The following is a 17,803-nucleotide window of genomic DNA, read 5'->3' as shown; positions in this document are numbered from 1 at the left end:
ACGCAGCCGTGTTGGCGGAGCTTTGCCTGGAGATCTCTCATGCAACCCAAAACCAATGTTGTGCCGTTCAAGACTGCCAACCGCCTCGCAGCGGCTAAACCCACCCGGCTCAGCTCCGTTTGCTACAAAGCAAGCGACAAGGCCCACACGAGCGTGGATTGGTATACCCCGCCTGCCATCGTCAAGGCGCTGGGAGGAAGGCGCGGCTTTGACCTCGATCCTTGCACGCCCGAAGACCCTTCGCGGCTGCCGGCACCCACGGCCCGCCGAATGATCCCGCCGAGCCAGGACGGCCTGCTCACGCCGTGGCCCCCGCAAGCGTTCGTGTGGATGAACCCGCCCTACGGCAAGGGGATGGAGAAGTGGCTGAGCAAGCTGGCCAACCACCCCGGCGGCGGTATCGCCCTGGTGCCGGTCAGCATGGAAACGGGGTGGATGCACAACTGCGTGCTTTCCCACCCCAACGTGACGGCGATCCTGTTTACCCGCGGGCGGCTGAAGTTTGTGCGTCCCGACGGAACCATCGGCACGGCAGCGCCGTCGGGATCGTTGGTGGTGGGTTACGGCAAGCGCGCAGCCGGTCACCTTCAGCAAGCGCAGGCAAGCGGTGTGCTGCGCGGGAAGTTCTTTGCCCTCCAGCGGGTGGCGCAGGTGGTCACTGCGAACCTGGGGAGTGCGAACGATGAGTAACCAGACCAAAGCAGCCCTCCATATCCTTCAGTGGATGAGCGATATGGAAGGCAGGGTTGAGGGGTGCGATGGCGCAATCAATGTTGCGAAGGCATGGGAGGAACGGGAACTTCAAAAGAAGGCGCAGGCTTACAAACGGCTGGTGAAGGCCGTCAACTGCATTCCTGCCCTCTCGCCTCGCGAACGCATGTCCAAATTCGTGGCATACGGTCTTAGGGCGGCCGTTCACAAGCAGCTGGAAAAGCGCAAAAACGGGGTGGGGGTATCGGTGTTGCCTTGGATGGACGTGGGCCTGCTCAGCGACGTGGATCTTGAAGACGGGGATTGGGGGGCAGAGGTGGCCGACGCCTACATCGCCGCCATCGAAAGCGCTGAGCCGTTTGAGTGCATCCTGGGGTGGGTGTTCAACGAGCTGGCGGGATCGGGTCAGAAGAAAAGGGATTGCCAGGATTTCACCCCGTGGGCCCTTGCTCAGGGCGCGATGAGGTTTCTTCCCAGGGGTTTGAGCGATGCGTGTCAGGAACCGCTGATCAACGATTTCACCTGCGGTGCTGGAACGCTGCTTCTGGCCCGTGTCCACGCCCTTCTTTGGAGCCAATCCAACGATCCGGACGCGTTGATTGACCTGATGGTGTCGGCCAACGACAGGGATCCGCTCTGCGCTGCAATGACCGCTCTCCAGCTGTTGATCAATCAGTTGGTCTGGGAGCGCCCCATCGGAGCCGTTCACGTGGAATGCAAAGACATCATCGCTCAGCGTCACCTGTTGGTGCCGGTGTTTGCGTCGGAGTGTCGCGAGGATTGCCCGTTCGAACTCGTGCGGGACGATTTGTAGCAAGCAAATGGTTGCGGATAGGGGCAGTGTCCCAGTCAAAGCTGCCGTCCGGTTCGCCCAGGGCTCAACCCTTGCCGGGTGCCAGTGACGGTTAACGCCGGTGGTGCCCACCCGGGCCTGTCGCTATCGCGCCGAAGGCGGAGTTATTCACTTCCAAACGGGCTTTTAGATTTTAGAAGCCGGCGCGAAGCGACCGGCAGCTGCGTGCGGGTGTGCGGCAATTTCTTTGTCATCCGCGAGTGACGCCGATGGCGAAGAGTGATCTTCTCGGAGACGTAACAAGCACCCGTTACACCCGTCACAAGTGCTTGTTACGGCAGTTTGTCCAATGGATTCAATGGCTTTGCAGAGGCGAAGGCGCGTGTAACGGGTGTAACGGGTGGGTAGGTATTACTTGCAGCTGCATCAGAGATTTAGGCGTCAAGGCCAATCACTTTTTTAAAATCAATGGATCTACTTGTTACACCTGTTACACCCGTGACAACCCTTGTCTGGTCAGGGTTTCAGCCGTAACAAGGGGTGTAACAAGCACCTGTTACACCTTGGCTGAAAAGCGTGAATTGCGTCTCGTTTATGCAAAAAATGCTGTTGAGGCGACAGATATTGGTTTTAGTCAAGAAGTCGATCTGGACAAGTTCGTGAGCTCTGTTTGGATGGGGTTGTGGCCACAACGGGACCACATCACCCAGGAAACGAAAAATGACGAACTCCCCCACATCGAAGAAGGCGACGCAACCGCGAGACGAAATGCTGAAGGCGCGGGTGAGTCGAGCGTTCAAGCGGCGGCTTCAAGCGGCGGCTGATGCCCAGGGCAAGACTTCATCGGAAGCCATGCGTCAAGCGCTGGTGGAATGGATGAGTCGCGTCCAGCAGGCCGCGTAATCAACAAAAAAACCCCGGCGCCAACCGGGGTTCGAAAATGGACAACACACACATGAACGATACAACACCACCCTCGGGTGTCAACGGGCGCCCCAGCAACGTCCTTTCCTTCCGCGGGAATGCAGCCCCCAAGGCAGCTTTTGGAGCACCAGCGCCCAAGGCAACCTTGAGCGATCAAGCATTCGAGGCCGACTTTGCCGACTACTTGAAAGCGACGAAGGAGTATGCGATCGGAGGCAAGTTGCCGGATGGCGACGACGACTGCAGCTTCTTCCGTTGGCTTCCAGAGCAAGGCTACTGGGACCGTTGCTCGGAGAAGGATATGGCGGCCAAGGCGCTTTCCTGGCTGCGATTGGAGCGCAAGGACAAGGCGAACGCAGGTCATGCAACCAGTTGCATGAACACGGCGGTGCTTGAGTTGATGGGGGATCGGAAATGCTGGTTGCCCAAAAAGTCTGATCGCAGGGCCATCGTTCCCCTCAAGGGCGGCTACCTGGAGATCGTCAAGCCTGACGAACCGCGTTGTGCTCGCGCAGCGGTGGTTGGAGAGCAGGTCGTTGATCAGGACGTTTTCTCTGCGACCTATGGACAGAGTTTGGGCCCGCGCCAAGCACTCCTGTTTCAAAACGACGAGACGCCGTCTAGGACGCGCATTCGGGTCCTCGCGGCCACCAAGGAGCATGGAATCACTTACCAGGTCCCTGCCACGCTGCGGATGGATCAGGTTGATGGCGATGGCTACTACACTCCCAAGCCGCTGGATCCCAACTCGAAGTTCGGTCAATACCTGGATCTCTTTCAGCCCGACCTGGAGGTGCGTGCACTCCTTCAGGAGGCGGTGGCCAGCTCGTTGATGTCGATCTGCTTTGAGAAGGCCTTCTTCCTGGTCGGGTCGGGTAGCAATGGCAAATCCACGTTCCTCCACATCCTGCGCGCCCTTCACCCCCGCAACGTGTCGCTGCGTCTGGAGAAGCTGGACGGAACCTTCGCCATGGCCCCACTGGTGGGCAAGAGCGCCTACATTGTCACGGAGACGCCAAAGGTTCTTGCCGCATCCATCCAGGAAGTCCTGAAAGCGCTCATTTCCCGTGACCCGATCCAAGTCGAGGCCAAGCGTAAGGACGCATACACCACGCTCCCAATCGGCACCCTGTTCGCCAGCGTCAACTCCTGGTTCACGGTTTCCGGGCATGAGCACGGGTTCTGGCGAAAGGTCCTGGCCATCCCCTTCAATGTTCGGATGGGTGAGAAGACCCATGAGGGAGCGAACGGTGGAAATGGAAAGAAGCGTGAGCCTGACTTCTACCTTCAGATCACCGAAAGCGAGGAGGAAATGGCCCAGGTGCTGGACTGGGTGCTGGAAGGAGCGCTGCGCCTCATGGAGCGTGGCGGGTTTTCCGAAAAGCTGCCCGACGCCGTGCTGGCGCTGGCCGAGCAGAACCGAATGGAATCGGACACGACCATGGCCTACATGGCCGACCGAGACGCTTCCTACGACAGCGGTGTTTGCACCGACAAGACGGCCATTTACGCCGACTACCGCCAATACGTGTTGGAAGAACTGGGCAAGAAGCCGGTCAACGCGGAGGACTTCTGGAAGCGCGTTCGCGAGAAGTTCCCCGAGGCCGGTATCTACCAAATCTCCCATGGGGGCAAGAAGCCACGTGTGGCCGAGATTCGGATTGCTGGCATCAAGCCGCTGCGGGACATGGCAGATTTGGAAACGCCTGTGTGAGCCAGTTCCACAGCAATCGTTTTGCGGCTCACTGGCTTGCAGAGAGGCGGGGACTGAATGCCGTCAACGGCGGGAGGAAGCGTTGGCCCTATCTCTCATCCAGACCTAGATGCCCCCTGTTAGCAGGTGCAGCCGGGGCGGGGGCTTGCCAAATCCCCATCCTGTCGCATGCTGAAACCATGACTCCTTCAGATGCCTTCGTAGACGACAGCATGGACCGCCAAGACGCCTTGGCGGCCTCCCCCCGTTTCACCGTGCACCGAATCCCCGAGGGCCTCCGCGTGCAGCTCCAGGAGGGCGACGGGGACCCCGGCACCGGTTTGACCATCGACCGGGTCTTGGCGTTGCTGGAGAGCCTGCTGGAGCAGGGGCGCGCCGTCACCATTCAGGATTGAAGTTTCCAGCCTAACCCACTTGGCGTTGCCGACAGGCGCCTTTCCTTGCCTTCCAGGAGAGCCTGTCCGTGTCCGATGCTACCCCTAACGAAAGCTTCCTTCAGCGCCACTCCCGCGACGTCGTCGAGCGCTTGATCCGCCAGATGGAGGAGGGCACCGGCCCCTTCCTCAAGCCCTGGGACGCCCGCGTGGACCTCGGGTTGCCCATGAACCCCACGACGGGCAAGAGCTACCGGGGCGGAAACCTGCTCCACCTGTGGGCCCTACAGAGCGCCTGGGACACCCAGGACAACCGGTGGATGACTTACAAGCAAGCCGCGGCCGTGGGCGCGCAGGTTCGCAAAGGCGAGAAAGCCAGCGTGATCGAGTATTGGGACTGGTCGCCGGTCGAAGAGGCCAAGAAGAGCGGGGACCCCGAGCTCATCGCCAAGGCCCGCTCCAAGGTCTTCTTCCCCCGGGTGTTCAACGCGATGCAGATCGATGGGTTGCCGGCACTGGTCCTGCCACCCCTGCGCCCAGAGCCCGACATCCACCAGGCCTGCGAAGCGGTGCTCAAGGACAGCGGAGCCGAGATCCACCACGACGGGGGCAACCAAGCGTTCTACCGTCCGATGACCGACAGCATCCACTTGCCCCAGCGCAACACCTTCCACTCGGCCAGCGGCTACTACGCCACCGCGTTGCACGAACTGGGCCACTGGACCGGCTTTCCCACCCGCCTCAACCGCGATCAGAAGGGGGCTTTTGGGAGCATCGACTACGCCAAGGAAGAACTTGTCGCCGAGATCTCCAGCATGCTGATGGGCGAACGCCTAGGCATTGGCCACGATCCCACCCAACACGCGGCTTACGTGAAGTCGTGGATCCAAATCCTCCGGGACGATCCCCGAGAGCTCTTCCGAGCCGCGGCGGCGGCCGAGCGGGTGGTGGAATTCCTGAAGGTGCCCGAGTTGGTTCGCGAGCCGCTCCAGAAGGTTGAGCAGCAGCGGCAGCCGGTGGCGGCCAACCAGCAGGAGCTTGAAAAACCTAACGGCACAAAGGCCCGCACGAAAGCACGTGAGAAGACCAGGCGACGGAATCACGTGATGGTGTCCTGATGCCCCTTGCGCGATTGCGATTCTCCTTTATCAGTGGGTGGTATCGCATACGAAAGGAGGTTGAATGAACATCCAGCAGAGGAGAAACGAAGTCGTTCGGATGGCCGAAGAAGGCAGATCAGCTCGGGAAATAGCGACGTTCTTTAATAGGTCGGTGATGACCATTCACGTTGACCTTCGGGCAACGGGATTTCCGAGAAAGGGGCGCAGAGCGGTCGGGCTGAAAGTCCGTTATCGCTCATCGGCGGATGAGTTGGCCCACAGAAGGGCGATCGTTCCATCCTTGGTGGCTCAAGGGCTCAGTGCGCGTGCGATAGCAGAAACGTTTGATGTCAGTCGTGACTCGATCGAGTCCGACAAAAAAGCGACCGGATCGTTAAAGAAAAACTTCAGGGGGGCGGTCGAAATCAGTTTGGCGGAATTCGAGGTATGGATTGCGCAGGGAAAAAGCATGAAGGAAATGGCATGCATTCTTGGAGTGACGTCGGGACGGCTGATTTATGCGGCAAAGAAGTTGGGCTGGGTGCGTCCGGGGCCTTCTCGTCCCATCCCAGAGAACCTGCGTGGGCTCTTGCCCAGCATCTGCGGCCCGGAGCGCTTGCAAGGCTTGATCGATGAAGGGCATTCACTTGGCAAGATTGCAAGGCACCTTGGGGTGAGCAGGCAAGGGCTCTGCGACTACTGCCGGCGAAAAGAGTTGAAGATCAAGCCAGTTTTCAATGGGCGACGCTCACGAACAAGAGCGACCCCTTGCGCATTTCCAGAATCGATCTATGAATAGGGGAACCTACTCATGAAATGGAGGTGCGCCTTGAAAACCATTGTTCTGGCCCTTGCGCTGGCGTTGTCTGCTCCGGCCGCCTTTGCTGCCGATTCCACCTCCGCTCGCCGTTACGGTTCGTCCGAAGCCCTGTCCGTCCAAGACGCCCGTTTGGGCGAAGTCCTGATGGTCCGCACGGTCCAACTGAAGTCCGACCAGCGGCTCAACGCTGGTTCTGCCATCGGGGCGGCCGTTGGTTATGGGGCTGCGAACCAGGTCAAGAGCCGGGACTACCGCAATGCAGCCCGGGTGGCCGGTGGCGTCATCGGTGCGGTTGCCGGAACCGCGGTTCAAAAGGGCCTCAGCGGCCGCACCGCAGTGGAGATCTACGTGCGCGATCTGTCCGATCGCCGCCAGCGCGTCCTCGCGGTGGTCCAAGACGCCGATGTGGATGTGCGCGAAGGTGATCGGGTCTTCTTGGTGGGGAAGGGTAAGAAGACCCGGGTGGTGCCGCTTGATGCTTCGCCGGTGCGCATTGGCGATTATTCGTGCGGAAGCCCTTGTGCCATTGGCATCAATGCCCGGTCGGACAATAACAGCGCTCGCGTGCGCGTGGGGCCGTAAGGATGCACAAAAGCGAACACGTTGGTGGAGGCGTGTATTGCGAAGGCACGGCTTGCGGGCTTCTGGTTGAGCTCATGAAGCGGCCATCCGTTGCCCACCGCCGCTCCGAAGTCGCCCGGATGGTCCGAGAGGGACACGGCCGCGCCGCCATCGCCCAAGCCCTGGGCGTTCCATCGCCCGTGGTGAGCGCCGATCTGGCCCACCTGGGGTTGCGTCAAAAGCCCCGGCGCCCACTGGCTGACCAACACGCTCTGGTGGTGCGCCTCCTGGAGCAGGGGAACAACGGCCCTGCAATTGCCAAGCGCCTGGGCGTGACCCGACAGGCAGTCCACGCTTACCTGCAGGCCCATGGCCTGCTCCCAACCCAGAAGAGGATCCCATGACCGTTATTCTGGTGGTCGTGCTGTTTGAGCTCGCCATGTTTGCGATCACCTTCGGAATCGCGTGGCTGTGCGCGTCCAAAGCCCGCAGCGCACGCAGGGGCTGGGAGGCGTTCCAAGCCGGCCAAGAGGACGCCCCATCCGTGGTTGCGTTGATGTGGCATTTGGCCGTGTTCTACGCGTGCTTGGCACTGCTGGCTTACCAGCTACAGCACGTGGTGAGCCAAGTCTGGTTGGATCCTTCCAACCTATACCTGTCATCCACGCTGGCTCTTGTCGTTTATTCGATCGCATGCGGGCTGCTTCACGGCAGCGGGCTGGCGCGGAGGCGGGCATGAGAACGAGTCACGGTCGGTTGCGCCCAGACCCCGTCGACGCCCGCCCACGCCACGATGGGCTGTTCCAAGGCGAAGACACAGGCGAAGAGATTCACGAAGAGCGTGACCCGTTGCTTCAAGCGCTTTACACCGAATCGCTCCATGCCCGCGGGGACGTGGACGCTGTCGATCGCTTGCTGGATGCCCACCGAGAGGCGCTTGGGGAGCCCGAGCAAGTCGCCTATGCCCGTCAGCAAGACGAACGCCATGATCGGACGTTGCCATTGCCGAGCGGTGGCCTGCCGTTGAGGCCGTCCACGGAGCGCTACCTAGAGGAGCATCGGTCATGGAACCCGCCGACCGCCAAAGAGGCCGCCATCGCACGTTCCAGGGGTCCCACCATGGTGCTCGAAGGGAAGGCATGGCGCGCTGAAGACGACGTTGCCGAGGTTACGGTGGAGGCTCCCAAGGACGACCCGTGGCAGCGGATGCGTTGAGTTCGTGTCTCAGCTGGAGAGACAGTTGGGCACCATCATTGCTGCTAGGAACACGGTGTTCCCTTCGGCTATCCTGCCCAGGGTATCCATCACTGGTATTGCTAACAACAGGGGGCGTTATGGCAAGCGTGACAGTAAGGACGCGGGATGAGCTGGAAGCGGCCAAGAATGCAAAGGCGCAGCAGATTGTGGTTGTGGGCAAGTTGGCAGACGACCTGAAGAAGACGCGCAAGTTCGCCAAGCTTGGTGCCGTCGGTGTTGCAGCAATCGTTGCTGCAGTTGGGCTCGCTCCAGTAACGGCTGGGCTCAGCACGCTCAGCCTGGGGGCGGTCGCGACAGTCACTGGAGTCGAGATCATCGGCATCATCACCGCCGCAAGCCTTGGTCTCTCTTTGATCCTCGCAATCTACAAAGGCTACGATGTGGAATACGAGGCTGGCGGAAAGGTCATTTTCAAGCGCAAGGAAGGAAAGTGATGCCCGGCTTCGTTCCAGGGGCGCCTTACCTTTTTGTTTGCGAGAAGTGCAGTCATCACTTTCAGCGGAAGATCAACTTGGGGCTCTTCTGTCCGGCATGCAAGTCGCTGTCCGTGAAGCCTCGTTTGGTCTGTAAGTAGTGCTCGTTGGCCGCCATAAAGTTGGCGGCCACTTCCAATGACCGGTCGAATCGGGTTTAACATCGCGGTCTCAGGTGCCCCGTAACCCTTTTGCTTCAAAGCGCTCCAGTATCGCCGTCACGGCTTCTGCGGCACGGTCCGGTGACGCATCTATGCGTTCCAAGCCCGTCATGGCGACGGGCAACGGCGCATTCGGATCGGTCGTGGCCACCACGGCCAGGACTCTTCCTCGGATGGTGTCTTCCACCGTGGTCCATTCGTCGGCGAGACGCTGGGGTTTATCGGTGAGAAGGACCACCATGACGGGGCCGGGTGTCAGCAGGCGGTTGGAGCGTCCCCGAAGTGCTGCGCTGTTGTGGACATGGATGGCCCGGCGGTGCCCATCTTCGGTCAGTTGGACCAGGACGCTGTGGCAGCTCGGCGCGCCCATCTCGTTGCAAACGATGTGGATGCGACCCTTGGCCCATTCCTGAAAGCCCACTGAGGAGGGCGCCAACTCATCGCTGGTAAAACAAGCCTCCACGAACCGTCGGCCTGCGAGGCTCAGTCCTTTCTCTTCGATCAGGCCCCAGCGTTCAAAGGTCTGGCGATTGATGCTGCTTTTCGACTGCAGTCCAAGGAATTCTTTTGGGTCCAGGTTACCCCCGCCGGTGCCAGGAAACACGTGGTGACGCTCGGTGATTAAAGCGCGTCGCAGAAGATCGACCTGGCCAAACGACAGGTCGCTCAGCGCCTTAATGAAGTGGCGCTTGAGATGGCCTGCGGTTCTGCCGGTAGCGATTGAACAGGCAAGGCGGCCATAGACGGTGGCCTTCTCGGCCTCGATGTCCATCTCCAATGCCCGCAGCATGGCCAGAAAATCTTCCGAGGTCATGGCCTCCGCGTTCTCGGGGAACACCTGACCCTCAAGCGCGGCACGGGTGAACTCCCGGTAGCGCTCCTCAGTGCGCTTGGCAAGCCAGGCGGCGATGAATTTTGGGCCCTTCGAAAGAACGGCGAACGGACAGGAGATTTCCTCCAGGGGGGCAAGGTCAGGGTAGTCCATCGGGGTCTCGTGACGGTTTGCGGGTCCAGGTAGCTCATCCTCAAGCCTTCAAGCCCGTTCTTCAATCCTCCGGTTGAATTCCCCATTGGCAACGCGCGTGAGCTCGAACAGGTTGAGCGCTGGGAGCGCTGCAAGGCTAGTCTGCGCGCGAAGGTCGAGCATCCGTTCCGGGTGATCAAGCGGCAGTTCGGCTACACCAAGGTGCGCTATCTCGGCTTGATCAAGAACACGGCACAGGTGCTCACCCTGTTCGCGCTGTCCAACCTGTGGATGGTGCGCCGGAAGCTGTTGGCGGCACAGGGGTAACTCCGTCTTGAGGTGCCCGCAAGGGCACTTCGAGAGCGGAAAACATGGCAGTCCGCCGCGTCTGAAGGCCCAGGATGACTCCGGCGCTGAAAACCCACGACTCAGTGTGAATTGATCAGACCATCCCTATTTCTACTTTTGGCCGCTGCTAAAAATGGGGGGATTACCCGACGAGCTCCGCCAGGCCGCTTTTGACGAGCATTGGGACGACGAGACAAATTAAGATGAGTGGAAGGAGGACGCCCGCATCGACAGCGGCAAGACTACGAGGCCTTCCTGACGGCCGCGACCGAGTATCCGCTCCACTTCGCTGTTGCATGCGGCGATGCAGAATGGGCCGGTGACCTGCTCAAGGCTGGACGCACGCCTCAGGATCCCGATTTAGAAGGAACAACGCCCACGGATCTTCTGGGGCGGCCAGGTAATGATCAATCCGATCAGGTCATTCGTGCCCACAACCGATCCAAGCTTTTTGACGAGCTCCTTCCCGCTGCCAATGCTTGGAAGCCACCGGAAGGCGGATTTGGGGCCGACGCCAAACGTCAAGTCGGTGCGGCCATGAAAGCCCAGGGTGAGGAAAGGGAAGCCAGAAGCCTCGAATCCGACAACGGTTTTGACATGGAAAAAGAAAGGCGGCAAGAGCCGTCTTCTTCTATTTAATTCCCTTGCGAGGTTCTGATTTTCTGCTAATGGTGGGAGGTCAAAATACTATTGTGGAGGTGTGGGTTGAACATTTCGAATCTCAAAGACGTTCTTCTGAAGCAAATCGGGCTTACCAAAATCCCCGCTGATGTGAACGCAAGGGATGAAGATTGGCTGGATCAAACGCCACTTCATGATGCGCATCACCCGCGCGAAGTTCGGAGGCTGTTGGATGCTGGGGCTGACATCGAAGCGAGGGATGGCCTTGGAAATACGCCGCTTCATTCTGTGACAAGCGAGGGAGCCGTGATTGAACTGATCAAGGCCGGGGCAGACATCAATGCGCAGAATAACCAAGGGGAAACACCGCTTTTTAACGCGAGAGGGCAAGGGGATGCCAGGGCGTTGATTGCGGCCGGGGCAGACATTCATGCGCGCGATAACCGAGGGAAAACGCCCCTTTTCGGAGCGAGCGAAGGGGCTTTAAGGGAGCTCGTGAAGGCTGGCGCTGACATCAACGCTCGCGACACCCAAGGGAACACCCCGTTGTTTGGCGCACACAACGACAGTCTCAAAGCGTTGCTGAAGGCGGGAGCGGATGTCAGCGCGAGGAATAATGAAGGGCAAACCCCTCTCTTCCGAGCAACCGGGCAGACGGAGGCCCGCGCCTTGATTGCGGCCGGGGCAGACATCCTAGCCCGGGATAACCGAGGGCGAACCCCTCTCTTCGAGGCGAACACGGGCGCGCTTAAGGAACTTCTGAAAGCAGGCCTTGATCCCGCGGCGAGCGATGACCAGGGGAATCAACCGCTGCATATAGCCAGGGACCCCGAGGCGGTGGCCTTGCTCACCCGTGCAGGCGCAGACGTCATTGCACGGCGAATGGACGGCCAGGCGCCGATCCACCGTGCGATTTTTCCAGAGACGATTGAAGCGCTCGCCAAGGCAGGGGCGGATATGAACGCCCAAGACAACAACGGGAATACCTCTCTTCATGCGGGCCGCGATGCCACTGTCTGGAGTGCGCTGATTGAGGCGGGCGCAGATCCCCACATCCAAAACCAAAAGGGCGAAGCGCCGATCAACAGCGGCAAGCCATTTTTCAACGACTTGCGGGCTCAAGAGAGGGCCAAGCTCCTGGTCAGCCTGCTCCCGCCCGCCAACGCTTGGAAGCCACCGGAAGGCGGGTTTGGGGCCGATGCCAAACGCCAGGTTGGTGCGGCCATGAAGGCCCACGGGCAGGACAGCCAAACCCAGGAAGCCCCTCGCTTGCGAGCGCGCTTCTAAGCCCAAGGGAAAGGCGGCGAAAGCCGCCTTTTTCTTTTCTAGATCCCGTTGCGCAAACCAAACCTTTTGTTATGGGTAGTGCAACCCATTCATGAAAGGAGGCCTCATGCGCGTCTTGGTTCTTTCTCTGGCCCTTGTCGGCCTGCTCCCACTGACCGCCTCCGCCGCAGACACCACGCCCGCCCGTCGCTAATCCCGCGCCGGTGGAGAAAGCAAGTGAAGCGAGCCAACGACATTCGGGCCCAATACCAGCTGGCCATGGACGATGAGGGCATCCTCTTGGCCGCCTCGCACATCTTGGAGCGTCGCCTGCAGCGCCACGAGGCCATCACCGACCCCTCCAGTGCCAGCAACTACCTCACTGCCCGCTGCGCGCACCTGGATCACGAAGTGTTTGGCACGGTGTTCCTGGACGCCCGCCACCGCATCCTTGCCACCGAGCACCTCTTTCAAGGCACCATCGATGGGTGCGAAGTCCATCCACGCATCGTCGCCAAGAAGGCGTTGGACCACAACGCCGCCGCGGTCATCTTCTTTCACAACCACCCCAGCGGAAACCCCGAGCCCAGCGTTGCCGACCGCGCCATCACCGACCGCCTCAAGCAGGCCCTTGCCCTTTTCGACATTCGAGTGCTGGATCACCTTGTGATCGCGGGCACCTCGCACGTGTCGATGGCTTCACGAGGGTGGGTGTGACCACCCCCTTTAAAGCAAAGACCTGCGGCGGAAGCCGCCGGCGGCCGCTGCGCGCCGGCATCTGAAAAAGCATCCGCATGGATGGAAAGCACCAACGCCTTCGGCGCGATAAGTGATGTTAGGAAAAACTGCGGCCTTAGCGCCGCATTTTTTGCTTTTAGTCAAGATTTTGTCCACTAAGGCCGTGGACAAATTTCCAGGGCGATCTACCTTGAATTAAGGGGTAGGCAATGCCGCCGACCAAGCCAAGAGGTGTCACATGAGCGCAACCGTCACAACCAACGAAACCAAGATGATCGCGTTGGGATTGAATCCCGGCTTGATTGAAAATTATGCAGCGGTCTCCTTGGAGCCCGTCAGCTTTGAAGAGGACGACAGCCTGGGCTGGGCGACCACTTGGACCGCGGTTCATGCCGTCGAGCTCCACAACGGCGGGAAGGCCAACACTTACGGACGATCCTTCCACGTCCCCCAAGCCAAGCCCGGTTACAAACACCTGCTCAAGTGCTGGCGAGAAGAGCAGGGGCGGCGCGCAGAACTGGCTAATGATGGGTGACGTGACTCCTCCGATGAACGGTTATTGGGGAGACGGAGAGCTCGGAAAGAGTGAGAGGGCATCCGTGCTTCACGGCATCCATTTCGTCAGTCCCTCGGTGGGTGGCCCGCTCTTCAATACGGTGTGGCTTCCCACGCTTGCCGACTTGCGGGCGCTGCTCACTGACGCCGACCTTTGCAAAGCAGCCGAAACCGAGGTGAGGGCGTTCATTGACACGTTCGTGGACCCGTTGCCCCCTGAGCTCGACGAGGTCATTCACCAGCCATCGATAAAACAGATTTCCAGCTTGCCGGATGATTGCGGGATCGGCGTGGGCGTTTTTGTGACCGACGCTTTTGCGTTCGTCCTTCAGCGCATGATTCAGGAGGCAATGGCTCAGCACCGGGCTCGTGAGCTGGATCGGGTATGGCAACAGTCAGCCGCCGGTGGCAAACGAGCCAGGCTCTGACCGCTGGCTCAATGGGCCCCGCCTGGCCCACTTTAGTGCGCATCCAGATCTACCCAGCCCAGTTCGGGGGCAGTCCACCCGAACCCGTATCCGGCGCGGTCCGCTGGTTAATCAAGGGGCGACAAGCCATGAAAAATTGTCACAACGTTCAACAAAAGGCTGGGGAGTTTTCAGCCGGTCATTCTTGGATACGCTCCTTTATGAGGCCCTTTCGTATTGGGTCTGGAGTCGACTGGGAAGCCGCTACTAAAGAGGCGGTAGCGAAAGTCGTCAAGACCGACGAGTGGAGGGCATTCCTAGATGAGCGAGGCGCGTCAGATAAAAGTCCTTCTATCACCGAAGACTAACGAGGCAAAGGCGGCTAGGTAGCAATGGGCCCCCTTGCGCGTTTTCAGATTCGAGGTATCGGTAAGGGGATGGCCCTTTCTGGGGCTACTCATCCCCACTCAATCCCTCTCAAGGAGACGATACCCATGACACGCAAGACCTTCCTTCGCGCCCTTCTGCCCATCGCCCTGGCTTCGCTGGCAGTGCCCGCGTTCGCCGCCGACACCACCGCGGACCTGACGATTCAGGGCACCTTGACCAACACCTGCCAGCTGTCCGTGACCTCCATCGAAGGCATGGACTGGTCGGGAATCTCTGAAGCTGCCGCCCGCACCTCCGGGCTGAGCATCGTGTGCAACGCGGGCACGACTTACTCCATTTCGCCGGGCCAAGGGCAGAACTTCGGCCTGCTGTCCGGGTATGAGACCTACCGGGCTGTGACCAACGGCGCCGGGGCTTACATCCCCTACGGCTTCTTCAAGGACCCGCAGGGAAGCCAAGTCTGGGGGGATGACACCGACGCGTTCACCGGCGTTGGCGACGGCACCGTCCAGAGCTACAACTACGCGGTGCGCTTCCTGGCCCTCAAGCAGGCCGTGGGCGGCAACTACACCGACACGGTCACCGTCACCGCCGCTTACAACTGATCCCCATCGGTTGTCCCGACGCCCCCGGCTTGCCCCGGGGGCTTTTTGTTTCCGAAACGATGAGTAGGTATGGGTTGACGGAATGGTATTCCGATCTAGCTTGAATGGAGACACCCCCAAAGGAGACCCCATGACCCATTCCCAACGTTTTTTGGCCGTGGCCGCCGCGTCCTTGCTGTCCTTTTCGGCGTCCGCCGGTTCCATCTCCGTTGGCCCCACCATCCTGATGGGCGATACATCGGCCAAGCACGTCGCCGTGACGCTGCACAACAGCGGCGACGCCTCGGTGCGTTACCAGGTGAAAGCGATGGGGTGGGATCAGGCCACGGGGCAGAACGTGTTTTCACCCACCACGGAGATCGTGGGGGCGCCGACCTTCGTGGACGTCCCGCCCCAATCCAAGCGCACCGCCCGGTTGATGAGGGTGGGCGCGCTGGGCGAGCGGCGCTACTACCGCGTCCTGCTAATGCAGCTCAGGGCTCCCAACGTCCAAGGCGTCCAGTTGCTGGTCAACCAGAACTTGCCCGTGGCCTTTGAAGCAACCAATGCACCCATCCCCCAGGTGACCGTCCAGGCGGTGCCCAAGGGCTACCGGCTGACCAACCACGGCCAGACCGCCGCCCGCGTGTCGTCCATCGGCCCGGCTGGTGGCAAGCCGTGGCGCGAGGGTGCGTTGGGTTGGACCCTGCCGGGGGCCTCAATGACCTACGAGGCCCAGCCCGGGCAGCGCGCTGAAAACCTTTCAATCACCGTCAACGGCCAGCCCGTCACCGTCCCTGTGGGGCGGTGATCCATGCGTGGCCACGCCTTGGCGTTGTTGTTGCTGGCTGCATCGTCGGCCAGCGCAGCGGTGCCCGAAGGCGTGGCACCCGCGTTCCTGGTGCCGGTGATCGGCGGCAAGGCCAAGGCGGATCCGCTCACGTTCTGGCAGCAAGGCGGTCAGTGGTTCGCCGAGCCGGCCACGTGGCGCGAGGTCGGACTCCAGCTTCCACCGGGTCAAACGGATCCGATGAGCGCCCAGGCGCTGGGCGTGGGCTTTGCCGTGGACGAGGCCAGCGCCACGGTCGCTCTGGACTTGCCGGCAGACCGGCTCAAAGCCCAGCGCGTGGCCCGTGTCCGCGCCGAGCGCGGCCCCATCGCGCCGCCCGCTCCCGGGGTGCTGGTGAACTACAGCGTGGCGGGCATGGTGTCCGAGCAACAGCAGGCGCTCTCCTTGGGGCACGAAGTCCGCAAGGCGGGCCGTTGGGGCGTTGTCAGCACCAGCGGGCAGGTCAACACCGACGCGTCGGGCACCGGCTACGTTCGCGGCGTGACGCGCTGGCAGAAAGACGATCCCAACCGCTTGGTGACTTACCAGGCCGGCGATGTGTTCGCTGGTCCGTCGTCCTCTCCGGTCAACCTGGGCGGGGTGCGCGTGGCCAAGGACCCGCGGGCGTTGGACCCGTTGACGCCCACCTATCCCGTCCCGATGCTCGGTGGCGTGGCGCTCGATCCGGCCACGGTCGAAGTCCTGGCCAACCGCGCCCGTGTGCTGCAGGGCCAGGTGGGGAAGGGGCCGTTCACGGCCGATGGCAGCGCCTTGGGCGCCGGTGCGCAGCAAGCCCAAGTGGTGGTGCGAGACCCCTACGGCCGCGAAACGGTGGTGAGCGATCAGCGTTTCTACGTTGCCCCCACGTTGCTGCGCAAAGGGCTCACCACCTGGGAAGTCGCCGCCGGCCGGGTGCGGCAAGGGGAGAGCAATTACGAGGCATTGGGCGCGACCGGGTCGGTGGCTTGGGGCCTCAATGACCGGTGGAGCCTGCGCGGCACCGCCCAAACCTCATCGAACGGTAAGGCCAACGTGGCGTTGGGGGCCACCACGGTGCTTGGCACCTACGGCACGCTGGATCTGGAAGTGGGCACGTCAACCCAAGGCGGCCAACGGCAGGCCATGGCTTACGACTACCGCGGCCCGGGGTTTGGCGTGCGCCTGGAGCACGAGCGCCAACAGGACTACTGGCGCCTGCGCGCCTCCAATGCGGTGGAGGTGGAGCAGCGCACCCGAGGCTCGGTCTTCTGGCGGCCCACGCCCCAGTGGTCCCTTCGGGCCAGCTATTCGGACGTGCGCACGCCGCGCTTTCGCACCGCTTACGCCGACGCCGGACTGACCTGGCGTGGCAACGGGCACACCGTGGCCGTCTCCGCCTTGCGGGATCTGGAGCGCAAGGAAACCCGGGTGGAGGTGGGCTATAGCTACGATTTCGGCCGGGGCAAGGGCGTGAGCGTTAGGGCCCGGCAAGCCCCCGATGCCACCGCCTGGGCCGTCCAAGGACGCGCCCGTCCCACGGTGTTGGGAACCCCGGTCGGCTTGTCTGCCTCGGTGGACGAGGGAGCGGCTGGCCAGACCGCCCGGGCCAACGCCAACTGGACCACCCGGGCAGGGTGGGCCCAGATCAACGCCGAGCAAGGGCCCAACGGCACCTGGACTTCCGGTTCGATGACCGGTGCCGTCCACCTGGAACGCCAGGGCGTGACGTTCCTGGGTCCGGCCGAATCCTTCGCCGTGGTGGACGTGCCCGGCCAAGCCGGGGTGCCGGTGAGGGTGGGTGGCCGCTTGGTGGGGAAGACCAACGCCCAGGGCCGCTTGGTGGTGGGCGAGGTGACCCCGATGGTGCCCACGGAGGTTCGCGTAGACGATCGGGCGCTGCCACTGGGCACCCAATTGGCCGAGATCGAGCAAACCGCCACCGCTGGCCGCCAAGCCGGCATGCACCTTACCTTCCCGGTCCTGACCGAGACCGCACGAACCTTCCGCCTCACTGGCTCGGCCATCGAAGCGGGCATGGTGGCCAAGACGGCGACCGAGACCACCCAGGTGGGCTATGACGGGGTGCTCTACCTGGAGCAGCCGCGCCCCGGCCAGACGGTGGACGTGGAAGGGGTCTGCAAGGCCCAGCTGCCTGCGGACCTTCGGGCTGCGCAAACGGTGGCCGAGGTGGCTTGCCGCTGATGGGGAGAGCCTTTGGAAACAAAGGCTTGCTA

The 17,803-nt window shown here is 61.5% G+C and carries 21 protein-coding genes and 1 pseudogene; 20 read left to right on the top strand and 2 right to left on the bottom strand.

Annotation, left to right across the window (positions count from 1 at the left end):
- Positions 1-39: 39 nt before the first annotated feature.
- The 10 genes from ACSYAO_RS13920 (at position 40) to ACSYAO_RS13875 (ending at position 7,736) form a co-directional block, all read left to right on the top strand.
- Positions 40-690 (top strand): DNA N-6-adenine-methyltransferase, encoded by a 651-nt coding sequence (locus ACSYAO_RS13920; protein WP_110712762.1) that lies wholly within the window; start codon positions 40-42, stop codon positions 688-690.
- A complete protein-coding gene (locus tag ACSYAO_RS13915; protein ID WP_049460809.1) occupies positions 683-1,525 on the top strand; it encodes a hypothetical protein in 843 nt (280 codons plus the stop codon). Before ACSYAO_RS13920 ends, ACSYAO_RS13915 begins: the two co-directional genes overlap by 8 nt.
- 542 nt (positions 1,526-2,067) lie before the next feature.
- The gene (locus tag ACSYAO_RS13910) at positions 2,068-2,328 is read left to right on the top strand and encodes a hypothetical protein (RefSeq protein WP_149908591.1); all 261 of its coding nucleotides are present in this window, start codon (positions 2,068-2,070) and stop codon (positions 2,326-2,328) included.
- Positions 2,273-2,407 (top strand): ribbon-helix-helix protein, CopG family, encoded by a 135-nt coding sequence (locus ACSYAO_RS13905; RefSeq protein WP_223224649.1) that lies wholly within the window; start codon positions 2,273-2,275, stop codon positions 2,405-2,407. Before ACSYAO_RS13910 ends, ACSYAO_RS13905 begins: the two co-directional genes overlap by 56 nt.
- 52 nt (positions 2,408-2,459) lie before the next feature.
- The gene (locus ACSYAO_RS13900) at positions 2,460-4,142 is read left to right on the top strand and encodes a DNA primase family protein (RefSeq protein ID WP_149908590.1); all 1,683 of its coding nucleotides are present in this window, start codon (positions 2,460-2,462) and stop codon (positions 4,140-4,142) included.
- 212 nt (positions 4,143-4,354) lie between these two features.
- Entirely contained in the window at positions 4,355-4,537 is a 183-nt protein-coding gene (locus ACSYAO_RS13895) for a hypothetical protein (RefSeq protein ID WP_149908589.1), read from the top strand.
- A 68-nt stretch (positions 4,538-4,605) separates the two neighbouring features.
- Entirely contained in the window at positions 4,606-5,634 is a 1,029-nt protein-coding gene (locus ACSYAO_RS13890; RefSeq protein WP_049460814.1) for an ArdC family protein, read from the top strand.
- A gap of 64 nt (positions 5,635-5,698) precedes the next feature.
- On the top strand, positions 5,699-6,415 hold the full coding sequence (locus ACSYAO_RS13885; RefSeq protein WP_149908588.1) for a hypothetical protein: 717 nt from the start codon (positions 5,699-5,701) through the stop codon (positions 6,413-6,415).
- Positions 6,416-6,445: 30 nt separating this feature from the next.
- Positions 6,446-7,018 (top strand): glycine zipper 2TM domain-containing protein, encoded by a 573-nt coding sequence (locus ACSYAO_RS13880; RefSeq protein WP_049460817.1) that lies wholly within the window; start codon positions 6,446-6,448, stop codon positions 7,016-7,018.
- 379 nt (positions 7,019-7,397) lie between these two features.
- A complete protein-coding gene (locus ACSYAO_RS13875; protein WP_032971199.1) occupies positions 7,398-7,736 on the top strand; it encodes a hypothetical protein in 339 nt (112 codons plus the stop codon).
- Here ACSYAO_RS13875 and ACSYAO_RS13870 read toward each other — a convergent pair.
- Positions 7,703-7,984: a hypothetical protein gene (locus ACSYAO_RS13870; RefSeq protein ID WP_046431413.1), complete on the bottom strand. Its 282-nt coding sequence runs from the start codon at positions 7,982-7,984 to the stop codon at positions 7,703-7,705. The genes ACSYAO_RS13875 and ACSYAO_RS13870 overlap by 34 nt on opposite strands.
- A gap of 347 nt (positions 7,985-8,331) precedes the next feature.
- Between ACSYAO_RS13870 and ACSYAO_RS13865 the strand changes: the two genes are divergently transcribed.
- Complete coding sequence (locus ACSYAO_RS13865; RefSeq protein ID WP_006375896.1) at positions 8,332-8,688, top strand: hypothetical protein; 357 nt, start codon at positions 8,332-8,334, stop codon at positions 8,686-8,688.
- Between the two features lie 210 nt (positions 8,689-8,898).
- On the opposite strand, the gene ACSYAO_RS13860 is transcribed toward ACSYAO_RS13865, so the two are convergent.
- The gene (locus tag ACSYAO_RS13860) at positions 8,899-9,873 is read right to left on the bottom strand and encodes a hypothetical protein (RefSeq protein ID WP_149908585.1); all 975 of its coding nucleotides are present in this window, start codon (positions 9,871-9,873) and stop codon (positions 8,899-8,901) included.
- 84 nt (positions 9,874-9,957) lie between these two features.
- On the opposite strand from ACSYAO_RS13860, the pseudogene ACSYAO_RS13855 reads away from it, so the two are divergent.
- From ACSYAO_RS13855 to ACSYAO_RS13815, 9 genes and pseudogenes are all read left to right on the top strand, one after another.
- A pseudogene (locus ACSYAO_RS13855) lies at positions 9,958-10,179 on the top strand (transposase); the annotation flags it as partial.
- A 228-nt stretch (positions 10,180-10,407) separates the two neighbouring features.
- Positions 10,408-10,839 (top strand): hypothetical protein, encoded by a 432-nt coding sequence (locus tag ACSYAO_RS13850; RefSeq protein WP_125892011.1) that lies wholly within the window; start codon positions 10,408-10,410, stop codon positions 10,837-10,839.
- Positions 10,840-10,905: 66 nt separating this feature from the next.
- On the top strand, positions 10,906-12,108 hold the full coding sequence (locus ACSYAO_RS13845) for an ankyrin repeat domain-containing protein (RefSeq protein WP_075677511.1): 1,203 nt from the start codon (positions 10,906-10,908) through the stop codon (positions 12,106-12,108).
- Between the two features lie 216 nt (positions 12,109-12,324).
- Positions 12,325-12,804 (top strand): JAB domain-containing protein, encoded by a 480-nt coding sequence (locus tag ACSYAO_RS13840; protein WP_006375809.1) that lies wholly within the window; start codon positions 12,325-12,327, stop codon positions 12,802-12,804.
- A gap of 259 nt (positions 12,805-13,063) precedes the next feature.
- Entirely contained in the window at positions 13,064-13,360 is a 297-nt protein-coding gene (locus tag ACSYAO_RS13835) for a hypothetical protein (RefSeq protein WP_049460827.1), read from the top strand.
- Positions 13,353-13,808: a hypothetical protein gene (locus ACSYAO_RS13830; protein ID WP_149908584.1), complete on the top strand. Its 456-nt coding sequence runs from the start codon at positions 13,353-13,355 to the stop codon at positions 13,806-13,808. The genes ACSYAO_RS13835 and ACSYAO_RS13830 overlap by 8 nt, the downstream gene beginning before the upstream one ends.
- Before the next feature lie 473 nt (positions 13,809-14,281).
- The gene (locus ACSYAO_RS13825) at positions 14,282-14,782 is read left to right on the top strand and encodes a Csu type fimbrial protein (protein ID WP_049460831.1); all 501 of its coding nucleotides are present in this window, start codon (positions 14,282-14,284) and stop codon (positions 14,780-14,782) included.
- A gap of 130 nt (positions 14,783-14,912) precedes the next feature.
- Positions 14,913-15,572, top strand: a complete 660-nt coding sequence (locus ACSYAO_RS13820) for a fimbrial biogenesis chaperone (protein WP_440565780.1) — start codon at positions 14,913-14,915, stop codon at positions 15,570-15,572.
- A gap of 3 nt (positions 15,573-15,575) precedes the next feature.
- Positions 15,576-17,771, top strand: coding sequence for a fimbria/pilus outer membrane usher protein (locus tag ACSYAO_RS13815; RefSeq protein ID WP_049463717.1), 2,196 nt, complete (start codon positions 15,576-15,578; stop codon positions 17,769-17,771).
- Positions 17,772-17,803 lie beyond the last annotated feature (32 nt).

The sequence above is a fragment of the Stenotrophomonas sp. STK16_22 genome, from assembly GCF_051984505.1.
In the GTDB taxonomy this organism is placed as follows: Bacteria; Pseudomonadota; Gammaproteobacteria; order Xanthomonadales; family Xanthomonadaceae; genus Stenotrophomonas; species Stenotrophomonas maltophilia_A.
Note: the sequence above shows the minus strand (reverse complement) of the source record. Positions and strands in the feature narration are given on the sequence as shown.